We start from the raw sequence: 25,223 nt of genomic DNA on the forward strand, positions 1-25,223 counted from the left end.
CTTGAGGGGTGCACAATAGGCCGGTGACGTACCGGTTCCTCAAGCTCATCCTCTCGATCCTCGTGCTCGTGCTTCTGCGCCCGCGCGTCACCGGCCTGCACAACATCCCGAAGCGCGGCGCCGTGATCCTGGCGAGCAACCACCTGTCGTTCATCGACTCGCTGCTCATCCCGATCATGGCGCCGCGCCACGTCGCGTTCCTGGCCAAGGCCGAGTACTGGACCGGCAAGGGGATCAAGGGGCGCTTCTCCCGCTGGTTCTTCACCAAGATGGGCGACATCCCGGTGCAGCGCGACGATCCCCGTGCCGGGCAGCGCTCCCTCGAGGACGCTCTGGCCGTGCTGCAGCGTGGCGGGGCCTTCGGCATCTACCCCGAGGGCACGCGCTCGCGCGACGGCAAGCTGCACAAGGGCCACACGGGCGTCGCCTGGCTGGCCCTGACCGGCAAGGCCCCGGTGGTCCCGGTCGCGCTGCTCGGGACGGACAAGGTGAAGCCGATCGGCAAGATGCCGCGGTTCGCACGCGTCGAGCTGCACTTCGGGGTGCCGATCGACCCGTCGCGCCAGATCGCCGCCGGCACCAAGCCCGCGCAGGCGCGGCGCGAGCTGACCGAGCAGGTCATGCAGTCGATCCAGGCCATGAGCGGCCAGGAGCGTGCCGACGACTGACGAGGCTCCCCCACGTCCCGCGAGGTAGTCACCTGACTACCTCGCCAGGTGACTACCTCCGCGAGGCGAGGCGGGCTACAGGCGGGTGATCCGGATGGCGTCCGCGATGACGTACGCCGTGCCCTGCGTCCAGCGGCTGACGGCCACCACCGTTCGGGTGCCCGCCGTCATGGCGTAGGTCCCCAGTGAGAGCCAGGCACCGCCGCCCGTCGACTGATCGACGCGGATCGTCGACGAGCCGCTCCCGGTGTGGACGATGAACGGGGTGGACGTGTTGTAGCCGGCGATCCCCGGGAACCACGCCTCCACCCGGTACGAGCCGTTGGACGGGATGGTCGCCGAGTACGTCGCCAGGTCGCTGACCTCCGCGGGCGTCGCGTAGCGGTAGCTGGCGCCGTACCGCTCGGCCGAGAAGGTCGACGTCTGCCACGACGACCCCGCCGCGAAGCCGGCCGAGGTGTTGTCCACGATGACGGACCAGCTCGAGCCCGCCAGGGCCGCCGCCACCTCGGACCGCAGCTGGGGCAGCATCGAGTAGAGGACGTCCCCGGGGCAGGCCGTGGCGGTGTAGTCCCGGTGCCCGTAGATCTGCGTCGGCGCGATCCCGTACTGGTCGCAGATGTAGGCGCACAGCTCGACGAGACGGCTCCAGAGCTGCGCGGGCGGCGTCGCGCTCGTGTAGGTGCCCTGGCTCTCGATGCCGATGGCCTGGCTGTTCTGGCCGGGAGCGTGGGCGCCCACCACCGTGCCGCTGCCGTTCCGCAGCCGGGACAGCGATCCGTGCCGCCCCTCCATGACGTACCCGCCGCGGCTCAGCGTGAGGTGCTGGCCGGTGTCCACCCAGCCGTTGGCGAAGTGCCACTGCTGGATGTCGCGTGCGATCTGGTACCCGGCGGCCTGCGAGTAGTCGGTGACGTTCGCCGACGCCGTGTGGTGGATCAGGATCTTGTTCGGGTTGGTCGAGACCGTGTCGATGGTGCCGCGTGCGGCCGCGGCGCCCCAGGTGGCGCAGCTCGCGATGGTCGGCGCCGCGACCTCCACGCCGGCCAGCGCGCCTCTGGGCGCGTCGGCAGGGGCCTCGGGGTCCGGGGCGAGCGACGGCGGTGCGTCCCCGTCCCGCGTCGGCGAGGCATCCGTCGGGGCCGGGCCCGCCGGGGCCGCGGAGGCGGGCGCCGCGATCGTCGCGCCCGCGGCACCGATGCCGAGGACGACGGCACTGCGCAACAGGTCACGTCGGCCGAGCGCGTTCCGGCCACGCGAGCTCGGGTAGGGCACGGTCAGGTCGGAGTCCGGTTCGTACGGGTGGTCGTGCGAGTGGTCGTGTGTGTGCACGGGTGTCCTCCACGATCTGGTCACGCTGGGGTCGATCCAGGTCAAGTGGAGTATCCGGCCCCGCGGCCACCACCCGGTACATCACATCTGGGTCATGCCCGCGATGCGATGGTCCACCGAGCCGAGCCGAGCCGCACCGGACGCCGCACCCGGGTCCGCTACGGCCGGCCCTCGTCCCACACACGGCAGACCCACAGGCCGCGCACGCGGCCTGTGGGTCCGACACGTACGGCGGGCGTCGCTCGCAGGCGGAGCGCCACCCGCAGGGGGATCAGGACTCGATGGTCTGCTTGCTCTCCGACGCGCCCTGGCCGATCGCGGTCGCACCGGCGGTGTGCGCCACCTCGACCTTGCGCGGCTTCGCCTCCTCGCTGACCGGGATCGTCAGGGACAGCACACCGTCGGCGTACGAGGCCGAGATGCTGTCGAGAGCGAGCCCGCGGCCCACCGTGAGCTGCCGTGCGAACGTCCCCGCGGGCCGCTCGCGGACCAGCCACTGGGCGTCGGCGTCGGAGCGTTGCGTGCGCTCGGCGCGGACCGTGAGCGTCCGGTCCTCGACCGACACGTCGATGGTGCCGGGGTCGACGCCGGGCAGATCCATCGACAGGACGTAGTGGTCACCCGTACGGAACAGGTCCATCGGCATGCCGCCCGACTGCCGTGCGTTGCCGGCGAACGTGCTGAACAGCCGGTCCATCTCCTGGATCGGGTCCCAGTAGGTAGCCATCGCGCATCACCTCCTACGACGATGCGGCCCTGGCCCCTCCAGGGCCGCAGCGCTCGACGGCGGGGCTGGCCGCCGTCCGGCTACGCCACCAATTTTGGCACTCTCACCCCGAGAGTGCCAAGAGGGAACCCGGGCCGATCACTCCCGGCGAACACCACCGGCGGACCACCGACGTCAGGCCGCGGCGCGGCCCGTCAGCCCCACGCGTTCGAGCAGGTCGAGGGCCGGCCGATGCTTGTTGAACGTGTACACGTGCACACCGGGCGCCCCGGCGTCGAGCACCTCGCGCGCGAGCGCGGTGGAGTACTCCAGGCCGTGCTCGTGCTGGGCCTCGGCGTCGACGACACCGTCGGGCGCGGTGAGCCGGTCGAGGTCCCGCAGGAGGTCGGCAGGGGCCGCGACGCCCGTGAGCTCCTCGACACGACGCAGCCGGCGCGCCTCCGTGGCGGGCAGGATCCCGGCGAGGATCGGGATGGTCACGCCCGCGGACCGCGCCGCATCGACGAACCCCGTGTACGACTCGGCCCGGTAGAAGAACTGGGTGATCGCGAAGCTCGCGCCCGCCTCCTGCTTCTCCAGCAGCCGCCGGACCTCCTGGTCGCGCGTGGTGCCGGCCCCGGGGTTGCCGTCCGGGAACGTCGCCACGGCGATGGTGAGTGGACGGGTGGCGGCCCGCAGGGCGGTGCTGGCGTCGGCGGCACAGCGACGCGCGTCCACCTGTCGGAGCAGGCGAACCAGGTCCACGCTGGACCGCACACCGTCGGACGGCGGGTTCCAGTCGGGCTCGTCGCGCGGTGGGTCGCCGCGCAGGGCGAGGAAAGATCGCACGCCGGCCTCGAGGAACTCGTCGATCACCTCGGACACGTCCTCACGGGACGCGCCCACGCAGGTCAGATGGGCCACCGGCAGCACCGGCGTGCCCCGGAGGAGAGTGGCGAGCACCTCGCGCGAGGTCGCCCGGTCACCCCCGGCCGCACCGTAGGTGACGGACACGAAGTCCGGGCGAGCCGCCACGAGACGCTGCGCCGTCTCCCAGAAGTTGGGCGCGGCCTCGGGCCGACGTGGCGGCATCAGCTCGAACGACACTGTCGGGCGGTGCGGGTATCCCTCGACGACCATGGCTGCTCCATCGAACCTGGCGTGAGCACCTTACGTCCACGCGCCACGGCTGCGGGCAGGAAGTCTGCAGGTTGCTGCGGTGTCAGGGAGCCAGGACTCTCGACCGCTCTGGATGGGTTCGCCACCATGCTAAGCGAATGTCCACCACTGGGACGGATTTCGTCCGTTGATCGAGACGGCCTGGTCCACTGACTGCCACAGCTCCGCGCGGTTACTTCACCGACCCCGCCACCAGGCCGCCCACCAGCCGCTTCTCGATGGCCATGAACAGGATCACGACGGGCACGATCGCCACGATGGACACCCCGAAGACGTAGTGCCACGACGTCTCGTACTGGCCCACGAACTTGGTCAGCGCCACCGACAACGGCTGGTTGCCCGCCGTCGTCAGCAGCACGAGCGAGGCCGCGAACTCGTTCCACGACGCGACGAACGTGAACACGACGGCGGTCACGATCCCGGGCCACACGAGCGGCAGGTTGATCTTCGTCAGGACGGCGAAGGTGCCGGCGCCGTCGAGCTGTGCCGCCTCGTCGACCTCCTTCGGGATGCCCGCGAAGAAGCTGTGCATGATCCAGACCGCGAACGACAGGTTGAACGCGGCGTTGACCAGGATCATCGCCGCCCAGGTATCGAGGATCCCCCACGCGATGAACTGCCGGAACAGACCCGAGGTCAGCACGGCGGGCTGAACCATCTGGGTCACGATCACGAGGAACAGGAAGACGAGTCGCCCCGGGAACCGGAACCGTGCCGTGTAGTAGGACGCGGGCAACGCGACGGCGAGCACGAGCAGCGTGGCACACAGCGAGATCACCAGGGTGGAGACCAGGTTCTGCAGCAGCGGCGTCTCGGGCGTGGCCCACATCGTGACGTAGTTGTCCCAGTGCCACTCCCTGGGGAAGTAGCTCGGGTCGACCGACCTGATCTCGGCCTTCGTCTTCACCGACCCGAAGAACATGATCAGGTACGGCAGCAGGAACACCACGAGGACGACGAGCCCGGCGAGCATGCGCAGCAGCAGGGATCCCAGGGGCACCTGGTCCGAGGTGTACTTCCGCACCCTCTTCCGGTCGCCCGACGTCGGGCGGGTCGCCTCGCGCGGGGCGGTCCCCGACTCGGTGATGGCAGCCATCAGACCTCCTCCAGGGGGCGGACGACCCGCACGTAGATGGCGACGATCCCGATGACGACCAGGAACGCGATGACGGACAGCGCGCTGGCCAGATCGATCTGCCGCTGGTTCTGCATGTACTTGAAGATCATCGTCATGACGGTGTCGGCGTCGTACCCGGGGATGGACCCGGTCATGACGCGCAGGATCGGCAGGGAGTTGAACACGTTGATGATGTTGATCAGCACCGCCACCGACACGGCGCCGCGCAGCTGCGGCAGCACGACGCTGAAGTACGTCCGCACGCCGCTCGCGCCGTCGATGCGCGCGGCCTCGACGGTCTCGCCGGGGACGGTCTGCAGTCCGGCCAGGATCGTGTAGGTGGTGAACGGCAGCGAGACGAACACGGCGACCGCCATGGCCCACGCGAACGCGGTACCGGGATGCCGGGTCCAGCCGTAGCCCTCGGGCGTATCGATCAGGCCGACGTCCACGAGGAACGAGTTGATGATGCCGAAGTACGGCTCGAGCCCGTAGTGCACCACCAGCGTCGTCATGACCACGCTCGCCGCCCACGGCACGATGACGGCCATGCGGACCAGGCGGCGGCCCGGGAACGCCTTGTTCAGCAGCGCCGCGAGCGCGAGCGACCCGAGCAGCGTGCAACCCACGACGACGACGACCCAGATGACGGTGCGTCCCAGGATCGGCCAGAAGTACTGGAAGCCGACGACCGTCGCGAAGTTCGCGAGACCGACGCCTCCGTCGTCCAGGCCGCTCTGGCTGATGTCACGGGTCGAGTTCCAGAACATCAGGCCCACCGGGAACAGGACCACGGCCGCGATGAGCGCGACCGCGGGCCCGATCCACGGGAGGGCCTTCAAGAGGTCCTTCACGAGAGTTCCGATCAGCCTTCGTCGACCTGGGTCTGGATCTCGGCCAGGACGTCCTTGGCGGACTTGTTGCCGTCGAGCTGGCCGAAGAGCGCCTTGAAGGCGGAGTCGGCCGCGTTCCAGTCCGGGTTGGTGGTGGGGTAGAACTGCGCGTCCGGCAGCACGTCGAGGAACGGGGCGAGCGCCTCCTCGTCGGCGAGCTGCTCCGAACCCGAGAGGGTGGTCGGCAGGAAGCCCTCGGCCTGAACCCACGGCACGTAGACGTCCGCGGAGTAGAAGTAGTCGAAGAAGGCGGTGATGGCCTCCTGCTTGTCGCCGTCGTTCTGGAACGCCATGAGGTGGTCGGCCACGCCCAGCGTGAACGGCTCGCCGTCCTTGGTGGGGATCGGGTGGATCGAGTACTCGAGCTCCGGGTTGTCGGACTCGATCTGACCCACGCTCGGCGGCAGGCCGACCTGCATGCCCACCTTGCCCTGGACGAAGATGTCGAACAGCGGGCTGCGGTCCGTGGCGCCGGCGTCGGCCTGCGTGGCACCCTCGTCGATCATCGTCTTGATGAACTCGGCACCCTCGAGGTTCTCCGGGGTGTCGATGGTGATCTGCTCGGCGTCGCCGAAGGATCCGCCGCCGCCCCACAGCCACACCGCTGCCTCGGCCTGCGCCTCCTCGGAACCGAGCGGCATGCCGTAGCCGGCCACACCGCCGCCGAGCTCCGAGACCTTCTTGGCCGACTCGAGCAGCTCGTCCCAGGTGGCCGGGACCTCGGCACCCGCCTCCTCCAGCAGGGCGTCGTTGACGAACAGCGCACGCGCCGACGCGATGAACGGCAGACCGTACGTGGTGCCGCCCACCTGGGCGTTCTCCAGGAACGTGGGCTGGAAGTCGGCGTAGGTCTCCTCGGAGATGACCTCGTCGACCGGGTACAGCAGCTCGTCCTCGGCGAATCCGGCGAAGGGGCCACCGTTGTAGATGTCGGGTGCCTCGCCGCCCTGGATCTTGGTGGCGATGACCGACTCGAGGTTGTCCCAGGACTCGACCTGCAGGTTCACGTCGATATCCGGGTTTTCTTCCTCGAAACCGGCGATCACGTCGTCCCACAGGCCCTGGGTGGCGTCGGAGTAGCTGGGGACGAGCAGGTCGAGGGTCGTCCCGTCGCCGGTCGCCTCCCCGGTGGACCCGCCGAACCCGCAGGCGGTCAGGCCGGTCGTCGTGGCGAGCGCGATCGCGAGGATCCCGCCGAGCCTCCTGTACTGGGCCATTACTACTCCTTAGTGCTCGTCGTACTGGTGCGTGGTGCAGGTCACGTTTTCACTTGCCCCTTAATCTGTCAATGGTTCTAACAAACCTGTGACATACGGGTGACGGGCCGGTCCGGAACGGTCCGCGGAGCAGGTGGAGGCACACAGAAGGAGGGCCGCAGCGCACGGCTGCGACCCTCCTTCGGCGTGGCCGGGGGCCGACGGCGGAGCGTCGGCCGGGGCGATCAGCAGCCGCAGCCCAGGTCGCCCTGCGGACGGTAGCTGTAGTTGCCGGCATACCGGGTGTTCCCGCCGTAGATGATCTTCCACCAGCGCTCCTGGGCGGGGACGACGGTGGAGAACGTACCGTCGGCACTGATGGGCACCTTGCGCACCACCACGTCGCGTGCCCGGTCGGCGTAGGGACCGTCCGGGTCGTAGGCGATGGTGACGTTGCCGCCGGTCACCGGCTTCATCGAGAGGTCGCGGTCGGCAGCGATGGCCAGTACCTCGACTCTTCCCGAGAGGCGTGACGGCCGGCCATCGATGGCCCGGGCCGGAGAGATCTTCGACGTGACGATGGTCTGCCGGCGGATCGTGACGGTCTTGGCCTCGTTGACGTTGACCCGGTGACTGCTCATCCTGCCGCCGGAACGCTCGATCTCGGCCGTCAGCTCGATGCCCACGCGATACCGGCCCGGCTTCGTCGCGTGGTGCAGCCTGACCCTGTGCTGGCCGTCGCCCTGTGCGTCGACCTCCAGCGGGAAGTAGAAGGTCGGCCCGTTGTCACCGTGCTGCAGCGTGACCCGGCCGGTGAGCGACCGCAGTGCGCCGCCGGTCCAGTCGACGTCCGCACGGTACGTGAACGACGGAGGCCGGGTGAGCTTGTTGGTGGAGACGTTGCCATAGGTGACCGAGCCACCGGCCGTCATACGGGTGGTCAGCACCGTGCCGGGGAGCCGGTCGGTGTCGACTACCGGCACCTCGACGGCGTGCGTCGCCGGAGCGGTGACCAGGCCTCCGACGAGGAGGGTCGCGGCGGCGGCCAGGACCGCCAGCCCTCGGCGGAGACTGTCGGTACGGGACCTGCTGTGCAGAGACATCTCGGTTCCAGTCTGTTCGATGGTGCCTGTCCCCGGCGAGCACGTCGCTCGCCGTCAGGCTCTACCACCAAGTACGGAAAGGAGGACCGGAACGTTGTGGGTGAACTGCGGAAGAGCGCCCGCCCGGTCGAGACCGGACGGGCGCTCCACGTGTGCTGCCTATCGTTCGGTGGCGCCGATCATCGGCAGCCCGAACGACAGCCCGACGGCGAGGATGCCGGCGACGAACAGGTACGGTGCGGACGCGCCCTGGTCGGCCCCGCCGATCGCCATCAGTGCGAACCCGCCCAGGAACAGGGCGAAGCACATGATGAAACGAACCAGCAGGGTCGCCGTGGGCTCCTGCTTCTGCCTGCGGGCCACCTCGAAGTCACTCATGAGGCAAATCTACCGCCCTCTCGGCTCACGTCGACGGCCAGCTCGCCGACCTGCCCGTTGACCGTGACGGTCACGGTGGTCCGGCCGGCGCGCAGGGCGGTCAGCTCATGGGTGTCCGGGTGGAGGGCGAGCACGGCACCGCGGGAGCAGTCGCGCAGTGCGGCGCGGCCGGTCCGGTCGGTGGTGCACACCCGCTCACCGCCCCAGGACGACGAGACCGGCCATGCGACCGGTACCTCCCGCGTCCCGTCCTGCACGACGACCGCGCGCACCGCCGCGGACTCGCCCACCGTCAGCGACTCCGGACCGGAGACCGTGACCGCCTCGGCGCGCGTGTTGACCTCCCACCCCAGCCACTGTCCCTTGCCGCCGGCGCCCGACGCCGGCCGGATGCCCAGCATCGACCAGCCGGTGAAACCGCCGTCGGCCGGCGTGCTCGCCGGGCTCTTGCCGGAGTTGCCGTTGACCAGGTACGGGATGCCGTCCTGCGTGCTCGCGTGGAACACGCCGACGTGCGAGCCGACCGAGGCGATCGACTTGCCGGACCGCTCCTCGAAGTCCTCGAACCAGCCGCGCAGCGTGTCGGCCTCGAGACGGTCGGTGAGCCGGCTGGCCTTGGTCGGCAACGGGTCGTCCAGGGGGTGGTGCGCGAACACCACGACTCCCGTGACCGATCGATCGGTCGCGGCGTCGTCGAGCGCGTCGCGCAGCATCCGCACCTGGTCGAAGTCCGCGCCCAGGCGGCCGGACGACGAGTCGAGCATGACGAGGCGCGTCGTCCCCCCGGCCCGCCCGGGCGTCGGCACGTCGAGCACTCGTGTCCGCTCGCCGAACTCCTCCTCGAAGTTCGTGATCGAGCCACCCATGACCTCGTGGTTGCCGGGCAGGTAGTACCAGGGGAAGTCCGCGTCGCCGAGCTCCTCGGTCAGGACCCGGCGGGCGAGGTCGAAGTCCTCCGGTGCGGCCTCGTCGACCAGGTCGCCGTTGATGACCAGGAGGTCCGGGTCGTCGGCAACGATCTCGCGGAGGGCATCGCGCGCCCCGGCCACCGCGCCCGAGCCGGGGTCACGCGCCACGAACTGGGCGTCGGACAGCACCGCCACGCGCAGGGGCGCGTCGTCGGTGGCGCCGTCCGCGGTCACCGTCCCGTCCTCGACCCGGGAAGCCTCCGGCACGTCCACGGCGGGCGGGACCTGCGCCGTGATCCGGGAGAACGTCAGCGCACCCGAGTACTGGTCACCGGCGGCCGTCTCCAGCGCGCGGATCCGCTGCAGCTTCAGGGGGAACGCGACGCCGTCGGGCACCGTGAACGTGACCTGCCGCCAGCCGGTCCAGGTGACCTCGGGCCCGTCGAGCTGCGTGACGACGCCGTCGCCCTGCCGCACCTGCAGGCGCAGCCAGGCGCCCTTGCCGTCGCCGTCGACCCACATGGCCACCGCACGCGGCGAGCCGGGGAGCTCACGGCCACCCGCCGCTGCCTCCGGCAGCACCGCGTACTGGCCACGCGTCGCCGTGGACCTCGTGAAGTCGTAGGTCATGCGCAGACCCGCCGCGCCGTCGTGACCGTCCGCGGGTGCCAGGGAGCCTCCGGGAGCCCGGTCGTTCGCCGGCGTCCAGGAGGCCGCGTCGGCGAAGTCCGCGACGACGTCCTCCTCCAGGCTGACGGTCACGGCGACCTCGGTCGTCAGCTCCTCGCCGTCAGGTCCGGGCACGGTCAGCTCGAAGGTGGTGCCGCCCACCGGGGCGAGCGCGCGGACCTCGAACGACCCGTCGGCCGCGGGAACGAGCTCGGCGACCGGGTCGTCGACGGGCTCGACCACGGACACCGTCACGTCCCGCGCCTCGATCGGTGCGGCGAACCCCTGCGTGTCGTAGCCGGTGAGAACCAGCGGTGCCGTCGCGTCGGCGTCGTTCAGCCCGATGACCGGGGTGTCCACGCCGGTCCGAACCAGGGGGCCGAGCACCTCGACCTCGGCCGTCCCGGTCGCGAGCCCGGAACGGCCCAGGGACGCTGCGGTCACGACGGTGCTGCCGGGCCTACGCCCCGTCACCACGCCGTCCCGCACCGACGCGACCGACCCGTTGCGCGTCCGCCACGACGACGGTGCGGAGGCGACGGGGGACATCGTCTCGTCGTAGCCCTTGGCGACCAGCGTGCGGTGCAGGCCGGGGAAGACGCGGTCGGCGTCGGCGGCCGGGACGGTGGTGCGCACGTCGTAGGCCGAGACGCGGCCCGAGCCGGCCGGCACGAACAGGCCGAGGCCGTTCGCGTCGGAGCGCTCGTAGCCGTCCGACGGGCTGTTCAGGATCGTGGTGCCGGTGTCGCCGGGAATCCGGGCGACCATCTCGGAGGAGCCGCCCCCGTCGAGGTTGATCGCGTCGTCGGCGCCGAGCTGGGCCATCAGCTCGCCCAGCTCGTAGAGGTTCATCCCGATGCTGTGGGTCTGCCGGCCGTCGATCACCACGAAGTAGGCGCGGGTACCGGTCTCGTCGAAACCGACGGCGGTCCGCGGGTGCCGCAGCTCGACGTGATCACCGGTGGCGGACGTGACCTCGCCGTCCTCCAGCAGAGGGTCCTCGGGTCCGCCGCCGATGGCGACGGCGACGTCGCCCGCATCCTCGCGCAGGCCGTACGCGACGTCGACGTGATCGCCCGTCCGCAGGCCCGCGAGCGCGTCCGCAGCGGCTCCGGGCCGCGCCACGACGGCGCGCGTCCCGTCCGCCAGCTGCCCGTCGCCCGGCTGTCCGACGGCGGTGACGGTGCCGTCGGCGTCGACGAGCACCTCGACGCCCTGCTCCCCCGCTGCCAGCGGACGCGCACGGGTGAAGGTGCCCCAACCGGCGTCGTACACGGCGACGCCGCCGGCGGGCAGGGCGGTCACGTTGAGGCCGCTGACGGGGATCTCACCGGCCGATCCCCAGGTCACCGAGCCTTCGAGGAAGATCTGCGCGAGCCTGCCCACGCCGTCGGACCCGAACGCCACCGAACGTTCCCGGCCCGGGGACGCGGACTTGACCAGCGTGCCGTCGTCGACGGCCACCCCGAGCGCGGCGCCGGAGTTGTTGATGTCGAAGTAGTCGCCGTTGATCGCGGCGATCGCGCCCCGGGAGGCCGCCATCTCGGAGACCGTCGCGTTGTCGGCCACGTGGTCCGGGCCGACGTAGCCGACCTGCACCTTCCCCCGATGCCCCGGTCCCGACGGACCGAGGTCCGCGACCAGCACCTCGCCGCTGAGCCAGCCGTCCTCGCTCATCCGCGCGAACCGCGTGAGCTCCAGGCCGGGCGCGATGCGCTGCTCGTCGCGGCGCGTGATGATGGCGTCGCCGTTGTCATCGAGCGCGAGATGGGTGACATCTGCGGAAATTTCGACGGGCTTCCCGGAGCGCGACGGAGCGCTCGCGAAGGGTGCCGGAGCCGTCAGCGCGGCGCTGCTGCGCGGGACGTCCTCGGGCAGGGGCAACGGCGCGGCGGCGGCGCCCACACCGGGAGACATCACGAGCGCTGCCGCGATTCCGCAGGTCAGCGCGTTGGTCAAGACTTTGTTCGGTGTTGCCGGGGACACTGCGGGCGCGACTCGGCGCATGCTCGATCCTTCTGGGGGCTCGGGGGGAGCGTTCAGCGGCAGCGTTGCGCGGCGAGGTTATGGCCCGGCGGCGGGAGTGTGAATAGTGCCCTAACCGCAACGGTGTTCGCTGAGCGCGAAACATGGGCGAGTTCGGGTGACACTACGATGCGTTCGTGGCAAACACGTCCCCCGCCTTCGACCAGCGTCCTGCCCGTGTGCGCACGGACTGGGGTATCTCCGGCGCGCTCGCCCTGACCGCCACGGATGCGCGCGCGTCGCTCGTGGTCGTCGTGGACGTGCTCTCCTTCTCCACCACGGTCACCGTCGCCTGTGAACAGGGCGCCGGGGTGTACCCGTTCCCGTACCACGATCCCGCCGGCGCCGCCCGGCTCGCGCGCACCATGCGCGCCGCCCTCGCCGGCCCGCGGTGGGAGGACGGCATCAGCATCTCCCCCGCGTCGCTGCAGGACCTGGACGCGGAGCGTCTCGTCCTCCCGTCGCCCAGCGCCGCCCAGATCTGCCACACGATCGCCAACCGGGGCGCCCTCATCGTCGCGGGCAGCCTGCGCAACGCGAAGGCGGTGGCCGGCCTCGCGGCCGCGCACCTGGACGCCTCCGAGAAGCACGACGTCGTGCTCGTCCCGGTGGGTGAGCGGTGGCCCGACGACACACTGCGTCCCGCGCTCGAGGACTACCTCGCCGCCGGCGCCATCGCGGCGCGGCTCACCACGATGCTGCCCAAGGTCAGCGTCTCGCCGGAGACCGCGGCGACGGTGACCCTCTGGAAGGGCACCCAGGACACCATGGACTCGGTGGGCGGCACCGCGAGCGGTCGCGAGCTGCTCGACTCGGGGTTCGCCGACGACGTCACGATCGCCACCGAGGTCGACGCCACCGATGTGGTGCCGGTGCTGATGGACGGCGCGTTCGTGCCGCTCGGGCACCGCGTGGCCGCGGCCCGCAGCCGCAGGAGCGTCGCAGCGAGCGCACGCTGACCATCCCGCCGAGGTCGTCACCTGGCGAGGTCGTACTACTTCGCCAGGCGACTAGCTCGGCGAGAGGTGCTCGGCCAGGGCCGTCACGATCTGCACGTCCCCGTCCAGCCACGGGACGTCGTCCAGCTCGGCGGCCGTCAGCCAGCGCAGCTCGTCGTGATCCTCCAGCGGTTCCGGCGCGCCCTCCTGCAGCCGCGCGAACCAGACCCGCATCCGGTGCTTGCTGGTGATCGCCCACCCACCGTCGTGCGGTCCCGGGAGCTCGTCGCCGACGGCTACCGCCACGCCGAGCTCCTCGTCGAGCTCACGGTGCAGCGCGGCGAGGTGCTCCTCGCCCGGCTCCACCTTGCCACCGGGAAACTCCCAGCGGCCGGCGAGCGCCGCCGGAGCCGAGCGGCGGGCGGCGAGCAGCCGGGTGGGATGGTCCAGGTCGTCCACGATCGCGGCCGCGACGACGTCGATGAGGGTCTCCTGCATGCCGAGCAGTCTCCCACCCGAACGTGCCGGCCACCCCTGACGTTCGGCGGCCCTGACGTTCGGCGGACACAGAGCGACGACGGCACCTCTGGGGAATGGCGCCGTCGTCGTCTGGTGCTGTGCTGTGTGTCAGTCAGCGAGCTGGAACTCGTTCGCCTTGGCAATCGCCTCCGCACGCGAGGACACGCCGAGCTTGCGGTAGACGCTACGGACCTGCGTCTTCACCGTGTTACGGGTGACGTACAAGCGTCGAGCAATCTGCTCGAGCGTGGCGTCCTCGGTGAGGTTCGCCAGAATTACCCGCTCACGACGGGTAAGGGTGGGCACACGGTGGTCAAGGGTCATCGCAGTCATGGTCGTTTCCTCCACACAGCGGCCGGGTCTGGGGTTCCGGCCTACGGTTGCTGCTACGAGGTAAAGCCCCCCGCATGGAGTTCATGACGCGGTTCTGGACGAACTTTTCGACTGTTACCGTTCCGAGACCGAAGCCGCCCCCCAGATGCACACAAGGTGACCTGAGGGGCGGCGCGACGGCGGCTCCGTGAAGCCGCGGACATCAGTTCCCGGTGTGCGCTGCGTACTCCGCGGCGGTGAGCAGCTCGCCGGCTCCGGTGACCTCGACCTTGAAGAGCCAGCCCTTGCCGTACGGGTCCTGGTTCACGATCTCGGGGTTGTCCACAGCCTCGGTGTTCACCTCGGTGATGGTGCCGCTGACCGGTGAGTACAGCTCGGACACGGACTTCGTGGACTCGATCTCGCCCACCACGGCGCCCGCCTCGACGGTCGCACCCACCTCGGGGAGCTCCAGGTAGACCACGTCACCGAGAGCTTCGGCGGCGACGTCGGTCACGCCGATGACGGCGGGGGTGGATCCGTCGAGCCACTCGTGCTCGGTGGTGTACTTGAGGTTCTCGGGGAAGTCGGCCATGACAGCTCCTTGCACGTTGCGGGTTGGGACTGCTGGTGGCCGGGCCGACGACGGCTCGACCACCGCTCGATCAGTTCTGGGGACGACGGTAGAACGGCATGGGCACGACCACGAACGGTTCGGCCCGCCCGCGGACGTCGACCGCGAGCTCCGTACCCTCCGCCGAGACCTCGGGCGTCACGTAGGCCATCGCGATCGGGTGGCCGAGCGTCGGCGACGGCGCACCGGAGGTGACCCGGCCGACCACCGTTCCCGGTGCGGTGCCCTCGCCCCGGCGCACGACGTCGTAACCGGCACGGGCCGGGCGCTTGCCCTCGCCACGCAGCCCGACGAGCACGCGGGCCGGCGCCGACTGCTTGCGCGCGGCCAGGGCGTCACGGCCCACGAAGGGGACCGGCGTGCCGTCGTCGGACACCTTGTCGAGGCGCACGACTCGGCCCATCCCCGCCTCGAAGGGCGTGGTGGTGGTGTCGAGCTCGTGGCCGTAGAGGGGCATGCCGGCCTCGAGGCGCAGCGAGTCCCGCGCCGACAGGCCCGCCGGGACGAGGCCCAGCGGCTCGCCCGCCGCGAGCAGCGCACGCCACAGCGCGACGGCCCGCTCCGCCGAGACCCAGATCTCGAACCCGTCCTCGCCGGTGTACCCGGTACGGCCCACGAGCAGCGGCTCGCCGTCGAAGCGCATCCGGAGGCAGGCGTAGTACTTGAGGTCGGCGAACGCCGTGCCGCCGGAGATCTCGGCGTCCTCCGCCAGACCGGCGGTCGCGAGCATGATCTCCGCGGCCCGGGGACCCTGCACCGCGATCAGCGCCTGGCCGGCCTGCACGTCCTTGAGCGTCACGTCGAACCCCGTGGTGCGCTCCTGCAGCTTCGCGAGGACGAGCTCCGCGTTCGCGGCGTTCGCGATGACCGAGTACTCGCCGGGAGCGATGTGGTAGACGATCAGGTCGTCCAGCACGCTGCCGTCCTCGGCGCAGATCATCGAGTAGCGCGCCCCCATCTCGCGGACCTTGGAGATGTACCCGACGAGCGCGTGGTCGAGGAACGCGGCGGCGTCGGGCCCGCTCACGTTGATGTTGCCCATGTGCGACAGGTCGAACAGGCCGGCCGCCTCACGCACCGCACGGTGCTCAGCGAGGTCGGACGTGTACCGCAGCGGCATCAGCCAGCCGCCGAACGGCGTCATCGAGGCTCCGAGCGCGACGTGCTCGTCGTGCAGCGGGGTGGTCTTGTCAGCCACAGACTCTCCTTGGTTGTGGGCGTGTTCCTTGCGACTACCTGTCCCTTGGGGCGCGACGATCACGCCCACAACAAGATGGCTATTCGGCGTAGGACTCGATCGGCGGGCAGGAGCAGACCAGGTTGCGGTCGCCCTTGGCACCGTCGATACGGCGCACCGGCGGCCAGTACTTGGTGGCCCGCAGGCTCGCCACGGGGAACGCGGCGAGCTCACGTGAGTAGGACTTGTCCCACTCGTCCGTCATGAGCGACGCGGCCGTGTGCGGCGCCCCGCGCAGCGGCGAGTCCGCGGCGCTCCAGCGGCCGGCGGCGACGGCGTCGATCTCGCCGCGGATCGCGATCATCGCCTCGATGAACCGGTCCAGCTCCGCCAGGTCCTCCGACTCGGTGGGCTCCACCATGAGCGTGCCCGGCACCGGGAACGCCAGGGTCGGCGCGTGGAAGCCGTAGTCCATGAGCCGCTTCGAGACGTCCTCGGCGGTCACGCCGGTCTCGGCGGTGATCTTGCGCAGGTCGAGGATGCACTCGTGTGCCACCAGCCCGTTCGGGCCCGTGTACAGCACCGGGAAGTACGGGTCGAGGCGCGAGGCCACGTAGTTCGCCGTGAGGACGGCGGCCTTGGTCGCCTCGGTCAGCCCGTCCGGTCCCATCAGTGCCACGTAGGCGTACGAGATCGGGAGGATGCCCGCGGAGCCGTACCGCGTCGACGCCACCGGGATGCCCGCCGAGCCGCCGGCCGAACCGGTCGATCCGGTCAGGACGCCGGGCGTCGGGTCCGCCGGGAGGAACGGCACGAGGTGCTCGGCCACCGCGACCGGTCCGACGCCGGGGCCACCGCCGCCGTGCGGGATGCAGAACGTCTTGTGCAGGTTCAGGTGCGAGACGTCGCCGCCGAACTCGCCCGGCCGCGCCAGCCCCACCAGCGCATTCAGGTTGGCGCCGTCGATGTACACCTGGCCGCCGGCGTCGTGCACCAGGTCGCAGACCTCGCGCACGTGCTCCTCGTACACACCGTGCGTGGACGGGTAGGTGATCATGATGCCCGCCACCTGGGACCCGTGCTGGTCCAGCTTCGTGCGCAGGTCGTCCAGCAGGATCTCGCCGTCGTCCGCCGTCGACACGACCACGACCCGCAGGCCCGCGAGCGCCGCCGACGCCGCGTTCGTGCCGTGCGCCGACGCCGGGATCAGCACGATGTCGCGCCCCTCGTCGCCACGCGACGCGTGGTAACCCTTGATCGCGAGCAGCCCCGCGAACTCGCCCTGGCTGCCCGCGTTGGGCTGGAGCGAGACGGCCGCGTAGCCGGTGATCTCGGCGAGCTGCTGCTCCAGCGCGGTGACCAGCTCCGTGTAGCCCTGCGTCTGGTCGACCGGCGCGTACGGGTGGATGTCCGCGAAACCGGGCCAGGAGATGGCCTCCATCTCGGCGGTCGCGTTGAGCTTCATGGTGCAGGAGCCCAGCGGGATCATCGTCCGGTCCAGCGCGAGGTCCTTGTCCGAGAGCTTGCGCAGGTACCGCAGCATCGAGGTCTCGGAGCGGTGCTGGTGGAAGATCGGGTGGGTCAGGTACGACGTCGTTCGGGTCACCTCCGCAGGAAGGTCCGAAGACCTCCGCGCGGACGCGTTCACGGGCGCCAGGGCGCCCTCCACTTCGGGAAGGATTACGTCCGCGCGGGGGTCTTCGGACCTTCCCGCTCCCTGCATCGTCTTCAGACCCAGGGTGGTGAGGAGGCAGGTGGCGACCGTCTCGATATCCGACTGTGTCGTCGTCTCGTCGAGGCTGACCTGGATGTGGTCGGCGTCCGGGACGAAGAGGTTGTAGCCCGCGTCGGCTGCCGCGGCCGCGACAGCCTGGGCCTTGCCGGGGACGACGGCGCGGACCGTGTCGAAGAAGACGTCGTGCTCGACCGTGACACCCGCTGCCCGCAGGGCTTCGGCCAGGGTGATCGCGTGCGTGTGGACCCGGGTCGCGATCGCCCTGAGGCCGTCCGGGCCGTGGTAGACGGCGTACATGCTGGCCACGATGGCAAGGAGCGCCTGGGCGGTGCAGATGTTGCTCGTGGCCTTCTCGCGGCGGATGTGCTGCTCGCGGGTGGCCAGGGCGAGGCGGTACCCGGCGGCGCCGTCGACGTCGATCGAGACGCCGACGAGACGACCGGGGAGCTGCCGCTCCAGGCCCTTCTTGACCGCCATGTAGGCGGCGTGCGGGCCACCGTAGAACAGCGGGACGCCGAAGCGCTGCGCGGACCCGACCGAGATGTCGGCGCCGAGCTCACCCGGGCTGACCAGGAGCGTGAGGGCGAGCAGGTCGGTGGCGACGGTGACCAGCGCACCGGCCTCCTTGGCCTCCGCGATCACGCCGCGCGCGTCGAGCACCCGGCCGGACGCGCCGACCTGCTGGACCACGAGGCCGACGAGCTGGCCCGGGGGAAGCTCGGCGGGCAGGCCTGCCCGCAGCCCCTGGCTGAGGTCGGCGACCACCACGGGCAGGCCGATCGCCTCGGCACGGCCGCGCGCCACCGCGAGCGACTGCCCGAACAGGTCGGCGTCCAGGACGACGTACCCCTCCTTGGCCCGCGACGCACGCCACATCAGGGCGACGGCCTCTGCGACGGCGCTGGCCTCGTCGAGCAGGGAGGCGTTCGCGATCTCGAGCCCGGTGAGGTCCTCGACCGCGGTCTGGAAGTTGAGGAGCGCCTCGAGCCGGCCCTGGCTGATCTCCGGCTGGTACGGGGTGTACGCCGTGTACCAGGCGGGGGACTCGAGCACGTTGCGGCGGATGACGGCGGGCGTGTGGGTGCCGTAGAAGCCCTGGCCGATCATCTGGGTCTTGACCTGGTTCTTGCCCGCGAGCTCACGCAGGTGGGCGAGCACCTCGGGCTCCGTGCGGGCGGCCGGCAGGTTCAGCGGCGTCTGGGTACGGATCGCCTTGGGGACCGCCCGGTCGACGAGGGCGTCCATGGTGTCGATGCCCAGCTGGTCCAGCATGGTGCTGACCTCGCGGCCACGAGGGCCGAGATGCCGGTCGGCGAAGACGTCGGGGTTGTGGGGCGTGCGCACGGCGGGCTCCTGGCTGTCCGAGGGCGTGGGGACGACTGCGGTCCCTCCCCGCTCTGTCATCGGACGCGCTGCCCGCTCGGGGCGTACGTCTACCTGAGAGTTTTGCCGGTCCGTCATGTCCCTGCCCGGGAACCGGGAGGAGGACGGGACGCGCCGACTTGCACCGTCGGTGGAGCCTCCGCGCCCGGACGCCGGGCGGCGGCGGCTCTCTTTCCAGAGTTGCCTCACTGTGACGGTACGGGGGCCTGAGAGATTCCCGGGGAGGAAATTGCTCCTTCGGCGCCGGGTGCTCCGGAGGCGCCCCGCCCGACGGCGGTGGTGCGCACCCGGCCGGACTCTCCCGTCACGGTTCTGGCGGCACGGTCCTGATCGGTCGAGCTGGTCGACGTCCGGGACCGGTGAAGATCTTCAGTTATGCGGACATCGTAGCCGCGTGGATACGGCCCGGGTATCGCCGCTCGCCCCCGTCGCCGCGTGCCGCGGCGTCGCCGAGGTCTATCCGAGGTCGATCTCGCGCGCGGCAGCGACCATCTCGTCCACGACTGCGCGCACCGCGGGTCCTGGCTCGTGCCGGTTCTTGCGGTGTCGCGCCACCATGCGTCGCGAACCGAGGCCGGCGAGGGCGACCACCGCGACGCCGTCGGGCACCTCCTGCTGCAGGGCCAGGGCGGGCAGCATCGCGATGCCCTGGCCTGCGGCGACGAGCGAGATCGCGGTGTCGAAGTCGTTGTAGGCGTGCCGGGTCTCGAAGGTGGTGCCGAGCTGGGCGGCCAGGCGCCCCAGTGCGCGCTCCGCTGCCGATCCCGCCTGCGGGCCCACCCAGGTGAGGCCGGCGAGGTCGTCAAGACGCTCTGGCTCGGGGAGGCTCGCCGGGACCACGATGCGCCACGGCTCGTCGAGCAGCGGGACGTCGTGGGCGCCGCGTGGCGCCGGGGCATCGACCTCGACGTCGCGTTCCAGCACGATCGCGTCGAGATCGCCGGCACGCAACCGTCGGGTCGCCTCCGGCGGGTCGTACTCCTGGACGTCCACCTCGATGTGCGGGTGACGCTCTGCGAGGGAGACGAGCATCGGTGCGACGACCGTTCGGATGGCGGTCTGGATGGAGCCGACCGACACGCGCCCCGTGAGCTCGCCGCCCAGAGCGGCGACGGCCTGCCGTGCCTGGACCAGCTCGGCCTCGATGCTCTCGGCCGCGTCGGCGAGCACGCGGCCGGCCGGTGTGAGGGTCACGCCGCGGGGTCCGCGGTCGAGCACATCGATGCCTTCCTCAGCCTCCAGGCGGGCGATCTGCTGGGAGACGGCGGAGGGTGTGACATGCAGGAGATCAGCGGCTGCGAGCACTCCACCGGCACGGTGGACTGCGAGGAGAAAAGCGAGTCGTCGCGGGTCCGTCGGCATGTAGCAATGCTACATGCCGGAGTCACAAACATTCGATTGTGCTGAACGCCGATCTGCCTCATGCTTGATCTCGGCGGTGGTCCGACCCAGCTCTTCCGGCCCCCACGCCACACCCCCACATGGAACCCGGATCTCGGACTTCCCGCACCCCTCGAATCGTTTCGATCTCTTCCTCAGGAGTATTGCCATGTCCCTCATGATGGTTGCCACCGCTCTCGGCTGGGTCGGCGCGCTCGCCGGCCTCGTGGCCTACGCCATGGTCAGCCGTGGGCGTTGGAACGCCGACTCTCTCGCGTTCCAGGGAACCAACATGCTGGCGGCCGTGACCATGCTGACGGTCGCCGCATCGAACGGCGTCTGGCCGTCCGCCGCCGCCAACATCGCCGCCATCCTGATCGGTTTGAACGCTGTCGCCACCGTGCTCCGCGCGAAGAAGAAGCGACAGGCAGCGAGCGCGCCGACGCTGACGGTCGTCGAGGACACCGCGCAGGACGACCAGGAGCCCGCGACGCAGGCCGCAGTCGGCCACCGCGCCTACGCAGAGGCCGCCTGACGGTCCACGTCTCCTGGGTTCCTCACGCGAGGTCCGGCGCTGCGGCGCCGGGCCTCGCGTGGTCTTTGCGGCCGGACAACATTTGCGGGTGGCGCCACATGTGGTGCGCTGTCCAGATGAACCCGCGCATCCGACAGGTGGTGCTCGACACCACCGACGCACGCGCCCTCGCCGAGTTCTACCGGCAGCTCTTCGGGCTCTCGTACCGCCCCGGCGACGAGCCGCCGCCGTCCGGCGAGCCGGACCCGCAGGGCCGCGACTGGCTGGTACTGCAGAACGACGACGGCGTTCCCCTCGCGTTCCAGCAGGTCGACGAGCTACCAAGGTCGACATGGCCGGAGCCCGGCGTACCGCAGCAGCTCCACCTGGACACCTCGGTGACCGACGTCGCCGCGCTTACCGAGGCGCGCGACCACGCCCTCGCGCTCGGCGCGACCCTGCGCTACGACCGGTCGGACGATCCCGAGGAACCGCTCTACGCGCTCGCCGACCCGGACGGCCACACGTTCTGCATCTTCGTGGCCTGACCCGGGCGCCCGCCGACCGACGGGGCGTTCAGGCCGGGCCGAGCGCCGCTCGCCCGCCACGGCCCCTCACCAGTCGACGTCGACGACCAGGGCGCGGTGGTCCGAGACGCCCGTGTCAACCACCCTGGCCTCAGTGACCGGCATACCGCTCGAGGTCAGCCCTGCGCCGTCGGGCCGGGCGACCTCACCGTCGGGCAGGGCGGTCCCGCCGTCCCAGAGGACGTGGTCGATCTGGAACCGCGGGTCGTGCCGGGGAAACGTATGGCCTGTGGCGAGCGGACGCCAGCCGGTGCGGTCGGCCGGCACCGTACCGCGGAGGTTGAAGTCCCCCAGCAGCACCAGCGGCCGGGGTAGCCCCGCGAGCCGACCCCGCAGGTGGTCGACCTGGCGTTCCGCGTGCCGCTCGCCAGGCGTGCCACGGCGGTACCCGGCAGCGCGCCGCGCGAGACCACCCGCCCAGGTGGCCGTCGGGAACCGGTACACGCTGAGGTGGGTGCACACCACGGTGAGCGGGCCCGACGGCGTCTCGACCTCCGCCGCCAGCGCCACCCGCGGTTCGTCGGTCCCGAGCTGGACCCGGCCCCACACCCACGGGGTGGCGGGTGGCAGGAGCACCGTGTGCCAGTTCCGCACGGGGTACCGGGAGAGCAGCGCGATGCCGTAGCCGGGCGCGTCGGGCCGTTCCGCACGGCGGGCCCGGCGCCGGACGCCGGGGTAGCGGAACGGGCCCGCGAGCGCGGGCCGGAACCGGTGGTCGACCGCACCCATCGCCTCCGCGCAGAGCCGTGCCTGGTCGGCTCCCCCGGAACGGGCCTGCCGCAGGTCGACCTCCTGCAGCCCGACGACGTCGGCGTCGAGCGCCGCGACGGCATGCGCGAGCCGCTGGTTGTCGACCCGGCCGTCGGGGCCGAGGCCGTGCTGGACGTTGAACGTGGCAAGGCGCACGCCCTGATCATGGGCCCGATGTGTCCGCTGCCGCGACCGCACGAGTCGGCCGTGATCGCACGGCCGGCTCGGGTCAGAGATTCTCGGGCGGGATCGGTTTGTCCAGGAACTCGTCGATGGCCTCGCGCGTCGGGAACACCGTGACCTCGGGCCCGGAGAACAGGTGCACCAACGAGTAGGCGATGTCCCGGACCGCGATGTTCGCCAGGTTCGACGCCTGCCGCAGCTGCTCGAACGCGTCGTCCTCGTCGATGCCGTAGACCACCATGAGCACGCCCTTGGCCTGCTCGATGACCGCACGGCGCTCGGCCGAGGCCTGGATGGAGGCCGTCGCGTCGCGTGCCGCCGCCTCCCGGTGCGACTCCGTGACGTCGATGAAGTAGCCGAACAGCTCCGTCACCCGGCCCGTCGCGGGGTCACGCCGACCCTGGCCCGTGACGGCCAGCGTGCGTGTCTTGCCGTGGGCGTCCCGGATGCGGTGCACCGAGCTGAACGGCTGCCCGGTCTCCGCCGCACGGCGCAGCAGGCCGTCGACCCGCGCTCGGTCGTCAGGGTGCTTGTGAGAGAGCATCAGGGGCGTCGTCGGTACGATCTGGCCCGGCTCGAAGCCGTGCATCACGTACACCTCGTCCGACCATGCCCACTGACCCGTCGCCAGGTCGAGCCGATACCGACCGACCGGGGGCCGAGCGCCTCCGGCGAGCACTTCCTCGAGCGTCTCGTCGAGCGGGGGCTCGCTGGGCGTGGTTGGGGAAGTCACGAGGCTCCTTCCAGAACAGTTCGCAGAACCGGTGCTCTGACAGTACGGGATATGCGACACGCGAGCCCACGGGCTAGCGTGTTTTCGAGGGTCGAGCAGAGGCCACCACATCGGTCGGACACGTCACACGACGATGGAGGACAAGATGAGCCAGGACCAGCCCTTTCCCCCGCAGCAGCAGAATCCGCCCGGCACGACCGATCGGATGGTCCCGACGCCGGACCACGGTGAGGCCAGCTACGTCGGCAGCGAGAAGCTGGTCGGCTACAAGGCCCTGGTGACCGGCGGTGATTCCGGTATCGGCCGCGCGGTCGCCATCGCGTTCGCCCGCGAGGGCGCCGACGTCGCCATCTCCTACCTTCCGGAGGAGGAGAAGGACGCGCGCACGACGGCGGAGTGGGTGCACAAGGCGGGGCGGCAGTGCGCGCTTCTGCCCGGCGACCTGCGGGACGAGGCGACCGCGCGCGGTGTCGCGCACCGAGCCGCCGGTGAGCTGGGCGGGATCGACGTCCTGGTGAACAACGCTGGTTACCAGATGGCACGTCGAGCATCCGTCGAGGAGGTGACGACCGACGAGCTGGACCGCGTCCTCAAGACCAACCTGTACGCACTGTTCTGGGTGACCCAGTCCGCGCTCTCGCACCTCGGCGAGGGGGGTGCCATCATCAACAACTCCTCGATCCAGGCGTATCAGCCGTCGACCTCGCTGCTCGATTATGCGGCCTCGAAGGCAGCGATCAACAACATCACGGTGAACCTTGCCGCCGAGCTGGGGCCCCGCGGGATCCGGGTGAACGCCGTGGCACCCGGACCGATCTGGACACCGCTGCAGCCTGCCACCCAGCCCGAGGAGAAGGTCGCGTCGTTCGGCCAGGACACGCCCCTGGGCCGCGCCGGGCAGCCGGCCGAGGTGGCGCCGGCGTTCGTGTACCTGGCGTCGCCCGTGACGGCGTCGTACGTCTCCGGCACCGTGCTCGGCGTGACCGGCGGTAAGCCGGTGTTCTGACCTTCCGGCCGGCCAGGGTGTGTGGGTCCTCAGTCGCTCCCGGCGTCCGCCGGGATGCCCGGCTCACGGGCGACGATCGGTCCAGCGGACGTCGGTCACCGTGGTGAGACCTCGGTGTTGGGCTGCCGGCCGGCCGCGCCCGTGACGGGCCGCGCCTGCAGGATGAACGGTCGACCGTCGTCCACCGCCCACTCGACGTCCACGGGGGCCTCGTACAGCTCCTCGATGCGGGAGCCGAGCGCCGCGAGGCGGGCGGCCTGCGCGTCGGTGAGTGACGGGCGGTCGCGCAGCTCAGCGGGAACCGGCTCGTTCCGCGTCCCGTCATCCGTGCGCACCGTGCGAATCTCCTTGGTACTCACCGTGGCATCGACACCGCCACTCGCCCGGGCCACCAGGAAGGTGTCGGGGGTGACCTGACCGCCGACGACGGCCTCCCCCAGCCCCCACGCCGCGTTGATCACCACCCGGTCCCGAGAACCGGTCATCGGATCGACGGTGAACAGGATGCCCGCGGCGTCGGCGGGGACCAGGCGCTGCACGACCACCGCAAGGCTCACCTCGTCGGCAGGGATGCGGTGCCTGGCGCGGTAACCGATGGCGCGCGCCGTCCACAGGGAGGCCCAGCAGTCCCGGACCGCGCGCAGCAGCGCCTCCTCGCCGCGGATGTTGAGGTACGACTCCTGCTGACCCGCGAACGACATGCCCGGCAGGTCCTCGGCGGTCGCCGAGGAGCGCACGGCCACGGCGGGCTCACCCGCGCCGGGGACGCGGTTCCCGGTAGGGACGCGCAGCGTCGAGTACCCGGCACGGACGGCGTCGGCCACCTCCCCCGGGATCTCCAGCTCCGCGAACACCGCGGCGATGCGGGAGGCCGTGGCCTCGTGGGTCTCGGGCAGGTCCGGCTGCACGTGCGTCGCCGCCTCGACGATCGCCCGCTGCGGAGCACCTGCCACCGCCGCACGATAGGCGTGGGTGGTCAGGTGGAACGCCCCGGGGACCGGTAGGCCGGCCGCAGCCAGGCGGGCCAGGGACGAGCCCTTTCCACCGGTCGTCGCGAGGTCGGTCGCGGCGGGGTGCGCCAGGTCGAGCGCGAACGGCTGCGCGACATCGGTGCTCACGGGGTTCTCCTTCGTCCGGGGACCGGCCTCGCGTGCGGCCGTGGTCAACCGATCATGGTGCATCTGACCTGAGCGTTCGG

Annotated in this window: 23 protein-coding genes and 1 riboswitch; of the genes, 5 read left to right on the top strand and 18 right to left on the bottom strand. The window is 71.0% G+C overall.

Annotation, left to right across the window (positions count from 1 at the left end; translation table 11 throughout):
* Nucleotides 1-23 precede the first annotated feature (23 nt).
* Nucleotides 24-668, top strand: a complete 645-nt coding sequence (locus LUU90_RS17430) for a lysophospholipid acyltransferase family protein (RefSeq protein ID WP_275004908.1) — start codon at nucleotides 24-26, stop codon at nucleotides 666-668.
* A 75-nt stretch (nucleotides 669-743) separates the two neighbouring features.
* On the opposite strand, the gene LUU90_RS17435 is transcribed toward LUU90_RS17430, so the two are convergent.
* From LUU90_RS17435 to LUU90_RS17475, 9 genes are all read right to left on the bottom strand, one after another.
* Entirely contained in the window at nucleotides 744-2,000 is a 1,257-nt protein-coding gene (locus tag LUU90_RS17435; RefSeq protein WP_275004910.1) for an N-acetylmuramoyl-L-alanine amidase, read from the bottom strand.
* 271 nt (nucleotides 2,001-2,271) lie between these two features.
* Nucleotides 2,272-2,727: an Hsp20/alpha crystallin family protein gene (locus tag LUU90_RS17440; protein WP_275004912.1), complete on the bottom strand. Its 456-nt coding sequence runs from the start codon at nucleotides 2,725-2,727 to the stop codon at nucleotides 2,272-2,274.
* Between the two features lie 174 nt (nucleotides 2,728-2,901).
* A complete protein-coding gene (locus LUU90_RS17445) occupies nucleotides 2,902-3,846 on the bottom strand; it encodes a methylenetetrahydrofolate reductase (protein WP_275004914.1) in 945 nt (314 codons plus the stop codon).
* A 211-nt stretch (nucleotides 3,847-4,057) separates the two neighbouring features.
* Nucleotides 4,058-4,981, bottom strand: coding sequence for a carbohydrate ABC transporter permease (locus LUU90_RS17450; protein ID WP_275004915.1), 924 nt, complete (start codon nucleotides 4,979-4,981; stop codon nucleotides 4,058-4,060).
* Nucleotides 4,981-5,856 carry a carbohydrate ABC transporter permease gene (locus LUU90_RS17455; protein ID WP_275004916.1) on the bottom strand — a complete coding sequence of 292 codons (876 nt, stop codon included), beginning with the start codon at nucleotides 5,854-5,856 and terminating at the stop codon, nucleotides 4,981-4,983. The genes LUU90_RS17450 and LUU90_RS17455 overlap by 1 nt, the downstream gene beginning before the upstream one ends.
* A gap of 11 nt (nucleotides 5,857-5,867) precedes the next feature.
* Nucleotides 5,868-7,112, bottom strand: a complete 1,245-nt coding sequence (locus LUU90_RS17460) for an ABC transporter substrate-binding protein (RefSeq protein WP_275004917.1) — start codon at nucleotides 7,110-7,112, stop codon at nucleotides 5,868-5,870.
* A gap of 224 nt (nucleotides 7,113-7,336) precedes the next feature.
* Nucleotides 7,337-8,194, bottom strand: a complete 858-nt coding sequence (locus LUU90_RS17465) for a hypothetical protein (protein WP_275004918.1) — start codon at nucleotides 8,192-8,194, stop codon at nucleotides 7,337-7,339.
* Nucleotides 8,195-8,353: 159 nt separating this feature from the next.
* A complete protein-coding gene (locus LUU90_RS17470; RefSeq protein ID WP_275004919.1) occupies nucleotides 8,354-8,572 on the bottom strand; it encodes a hypothetical protein in 219 nt (72 codons plus the stop codon).
* Complete coding sequence (locus tag LUU90_RS17475) at nucleotides 8,569-12,108, bottom strand: phosphodiester glycosidase family protein (RefSeq protein ID WP_275004921.1); 3,540 nt, start codon at nucleotides 12,106-12,108, stop codon at nucleotides 8,569-8,571. The genes LUU90_RS17470 and LUU90_RS17475 overlap by 4 nt, the downstream gene beginning before the upstream one ends.
* A 203-nt stretch (nucleotides 12,109-12,311) precedes the next feature.
* On the opposite strand from LUU90_RS17475, the gene LUU90_RS17480 reads away from it, so the two are divergent.
* A complete protein-coding gene (locus LUU90_RS17480) occupies nucleotides 12,312-13,133 on the top strand; it encodes a 2-phosphosulfolactate phosphatase (RefSeq protein ID WP_275004923.1) in 822 nt (273 codons plus the stop codon).
* A gap of 51 nt (nucleotides 13,134-13,184) precedes the next feature.
* Here the strand turns inward: LUU90_RS17480 and LUU90_RS17485 are convergent, their stop codons facing one another.
* The 6 genes from LUU90_RS17485 to LUU90_RS17510 all read right to left on the bottom strand — a co-directional run bounded on the left by LUU90_RS17485 (nucleotide 13,185) and on the right by LUU90_RS17510 (nucleotide 20,234).
* Nucleotides 13,185-13,610, bottom strand: coding sequence for a (deoxy)nucleoside triphosphate pyrophosphohydrolase (locus tag LUU90_RS17485; RefSeq protein WP_275004925.1), 426 nt, complete (start codon nucleotides 13,608-13,610; stop codon nucleotides 13,185-13,187).
* 129 nt (nucleotides 13,611-13,739) lie between these two features.
* Nucleotides 13,740-13,964, bottom strand: a complete 225-nt coding sequence (locus tag LUU90_RS17490; RefSeq protein ID WP_275004926.1) for a LuxR C-terminal-related transcriptional regulator — start codon at nucleotides 13,962-13,964, stop codon at nucleotides 13,740-13,742.
* Nucleotides 13,965-14,166: 202 nt separating this feature from the next.
* Nucleotides 14,167-14,538 carry a glycine cleavage system protein GcvH gene (gcvH, locus tag LUU90_RS17495; protein ID WP_275004927.1) on the bottom strand — a complete coding sequence of 124 codons (372 nt, stop codon included), beginning with the start codon at nucleotides 14,536-14,538 and terminating at the stop codon, nucleotides 14,167-14,169.
* Between the two features lie 70 nt (nucleotides 14,539-14,608).
* A complete protein-coding gene (gene gcvT, locus LUU90_RS17500) occupies nucleotides 14,609-15,775 on the bottom strand; it encodes a glycine cleavage system aminomethyltransferase GcvT (protein WP_275004929.1) in 1,167 nt (388 codons plus the stop codon).
* A gap of 79 nt (nucleotides 15,776-15,854) precedes the next feature.
* A complete protein-coding gene (gene gcvP, locus LUU90_RS17505; protein WP_275004931.1) occupies nucleotides 15,855-18,893 on the bottom strand; it encodes an aminomethyl-transferring glycine dehydrogenase in 3,039 nt (1,012 codons plus the stop codon).
* 163 nt (nucleotides 18,894-19,056) lie between these two features.
* Nucleotides 19,057-19,186: riboswitch (glycine riboswitch) on the bottom strand.
* 142 nt (nucleotides 19,187-19,328) lie between these two features.
* A complete protein-coding gene (locus LUU90_RS17510; RefSeq protein WP_275004932.1) occupies nucleotides 19,329-20,234 on the bottom strand; it encodes a LysR family transcriptional regulator in 906 nt (301 codons plus the stop codon).
* 187 nt (nucleotides 20,235-20,421) lie between these two features.
* On the opposite strand from LUU90_RS17510, the gene LUU90_RS17515 reads away from it, so the two are divergent.
* The gene (locus tag LUU90_RS17515; RefSeq protein WP_275004933.1) at nucleotides 20,422-20,787 is read left to right on the top strand and encodes a hypothetical protein; all 366 of its coding nucleotides are present in this window, start codon (nucleotides 20,422-20,424) and stop codon (nucleotides 20,785-20,787) included.
* A 116-nt stretch (nucleotides 20,788-20,903) separates the two neighbouring features.
* The gene (locus LUU90_RS17520) at nucleotides 20,904-21,314 is read left to right on the top strand and encodes a VOC family protein (RefSeq protein WP_275004934.1); all 411 of its coding nucleotides are present in this window, start codon (nucleotides 20,904-20,906) and stop codon (nucleotides 21,312-21,314) included.
* 66 nt (nucleotides 21,315-21,380) lie between these two features.
* On the opposite strand, the gene LUU90_RS17525 is transcribed toward LUU90_RS17520, so the two are convergent.
* The gene (locus tag LUU90_RS17525; RefSeq protein WP_275004935.1) at nucleotides 21,381-22,259 is read right to left on the bottom strand and encodes an endonuclease/exonuclease/phosphatase family protein; all 879 of its coding nucleotides are present in this window, start codon (nucleotides 22,257-22,259) and stop codon (nucleotides 21,381-21,383) included.
* 73 nt (nucleotides 22,260-22,332) lie between these two features.
* A complete protein-coding gene (locus tag LUU90_RS17530; RefSeq protein WP_275004936.1) occupies nucleotides 22,333-23,019 on the bottom strand; it encodes a PAS and ANTAR domain-containing protein in 687 nt (228 codons plus the stop codon).
* A 145-nt stretch (nucleotides 23,020-23,164) separates the two neighbouring features.
* On the opposite strand from LUU90_RS17530, the gene LUU90_RS17535 reads away from it, so the two are divergent.
* Nucleotides 23,165-24,025 (top strand): SDR family oxidoreductase, encoded by an 861-nt coding sequence (locus LUU90_RS17535; RefSeq protein ID WP_275004937.1) that lies wholly within the window; start codon nucleotides 23,165-23,167, stop codon nucleotides 24,023-24,025.
* Nucleotides 24,026-24,120: 95 nt separating this feature from the next.
* Here LUU90_RS17535 and LUU90_RS17540 read toward each other — a convergent pair whose 3' ends face one another.
* Entirely contained in the window at nucleotides 24,121-25,143 is a 1,023-nt protein-coding gene (locus tag LUU90_RS17540; RefSeq protein ID WP_275004938.1) for a PEP/pyruvate-binding domain-containing protein, read from the bottom strand.
* Between the last annotated feature and the right edge of the window lie 80 nt (nucleotides 25,144-25,223).

Source organism: Promicromonospora iranensis (assembly GCF_028994775.1).
Taxonomy (GTDB): domain Bacteria; phylum Actinomycetota; class Actinomycetes; order Actinomycetales; family Cellulomonadaceae; genus Promicromonospora; species Promicromonospora iranensis_A.

Bases quoted from the DNA above. Each gene is read 5' to 3' on its own strand.
- LUU90_RS17460 (WP_275004917.1), bottom strand. From the start codon at position 7,112: ATGGCCCAGTACAGGAGGCTCGGCGGGATCCTCGCGATCGCGCTCGCC.
- LUU90_RS17465 (WP_275004918.1), bottom strand. From the start codon at position 8,194: ATGTCTCTGCACAGCAGGTCCCGTACCGACAGTCTCCGCCGAGGGCTG.
- LUU90_RS17440 (WP_275004912.1), bottom strand. From the start codon at position 2,727: ATGGCTACCTACTGGGACCCGATCCAGGAGATGGACCGGCTGTTCAGC.
- LUU90_RS17510 (WP_275004932.1), bottom strand. From the start codon at position 20,234: ATGCCGACGGACCCGCGACGACTCGCTTTTCTCCTCGCAGTCCACCGT.
- LUU90_RS17450 (WP_275004915.1), bottom strand. From the start codon at position 4,981: ATGGCTGCCATCACCGAGTCGGGGACCGCCCCGCGCGAGGCGACCCGC.
- LUU90_RS17445 (WP_275004914.1), bottom strand. From the start codon at position 3,846: ATGGTCGTCGAGGGATACCCGCACCGCCCGACAGTGTCGTTCGAGCTG.
- LUU90_RS17535 (WP_275004937.1), top strand. From the start codon at position 23,165: ATGAGCCAGGACCAGCCCTTTCCCCCGCAGCAGCAGAATCCGCCCGGC.
- LUU90_RS17490 (WP_275004926.1), bottom strand. From the start codon at position 13,964: ATGACTGCGATGACCCTTGACCACCGTGTGCCCACCCTTACCCGTCGT.
- gcvH (WP_275004927.1), bottom strand. From the start codon at position 14,538: ATGGCCGACTTCCCCGAGAACCTCAAGTACACCACCGAGCACGAGTGG.
- LUU90_RS17485 (WP_275004925.1), bottom strand. From the start codon at position 13,610: ATGCAGGAGACCCTCATCGACGTCGTCGCGGCCGCGATCGTGGACGAC.
- LUU90_RS17515 (WP_275004933.1), top strand. From the start codon at position 20,422: ATGTCCCTCATGATGGTTGCCACCGCTCTCGGCTGGGTCGGCGCGCTC.
- gcvP (WP_275004931.1), bottom strand. From the start codon at position 18,893: ATGACAGAGCGGGGAGGGACCGCAGTCGTCCCCACGCCCTCGGACAGC.
- LUU90_RS17470 (WP_275004919.1), bottom strand. From the start codon at position 8,572: ATGAGTGACTTCGAGGTGGCCCGCAGGCAGAAGCAGGAGCCCACGGCG.
- LUU90_RS17520 (WP_275004934.1), top strand. From the start codon at position 20,904: ATGAACCCGCGCATCCGACAGGTGGTGCTCGACACCACCGACGCACGC.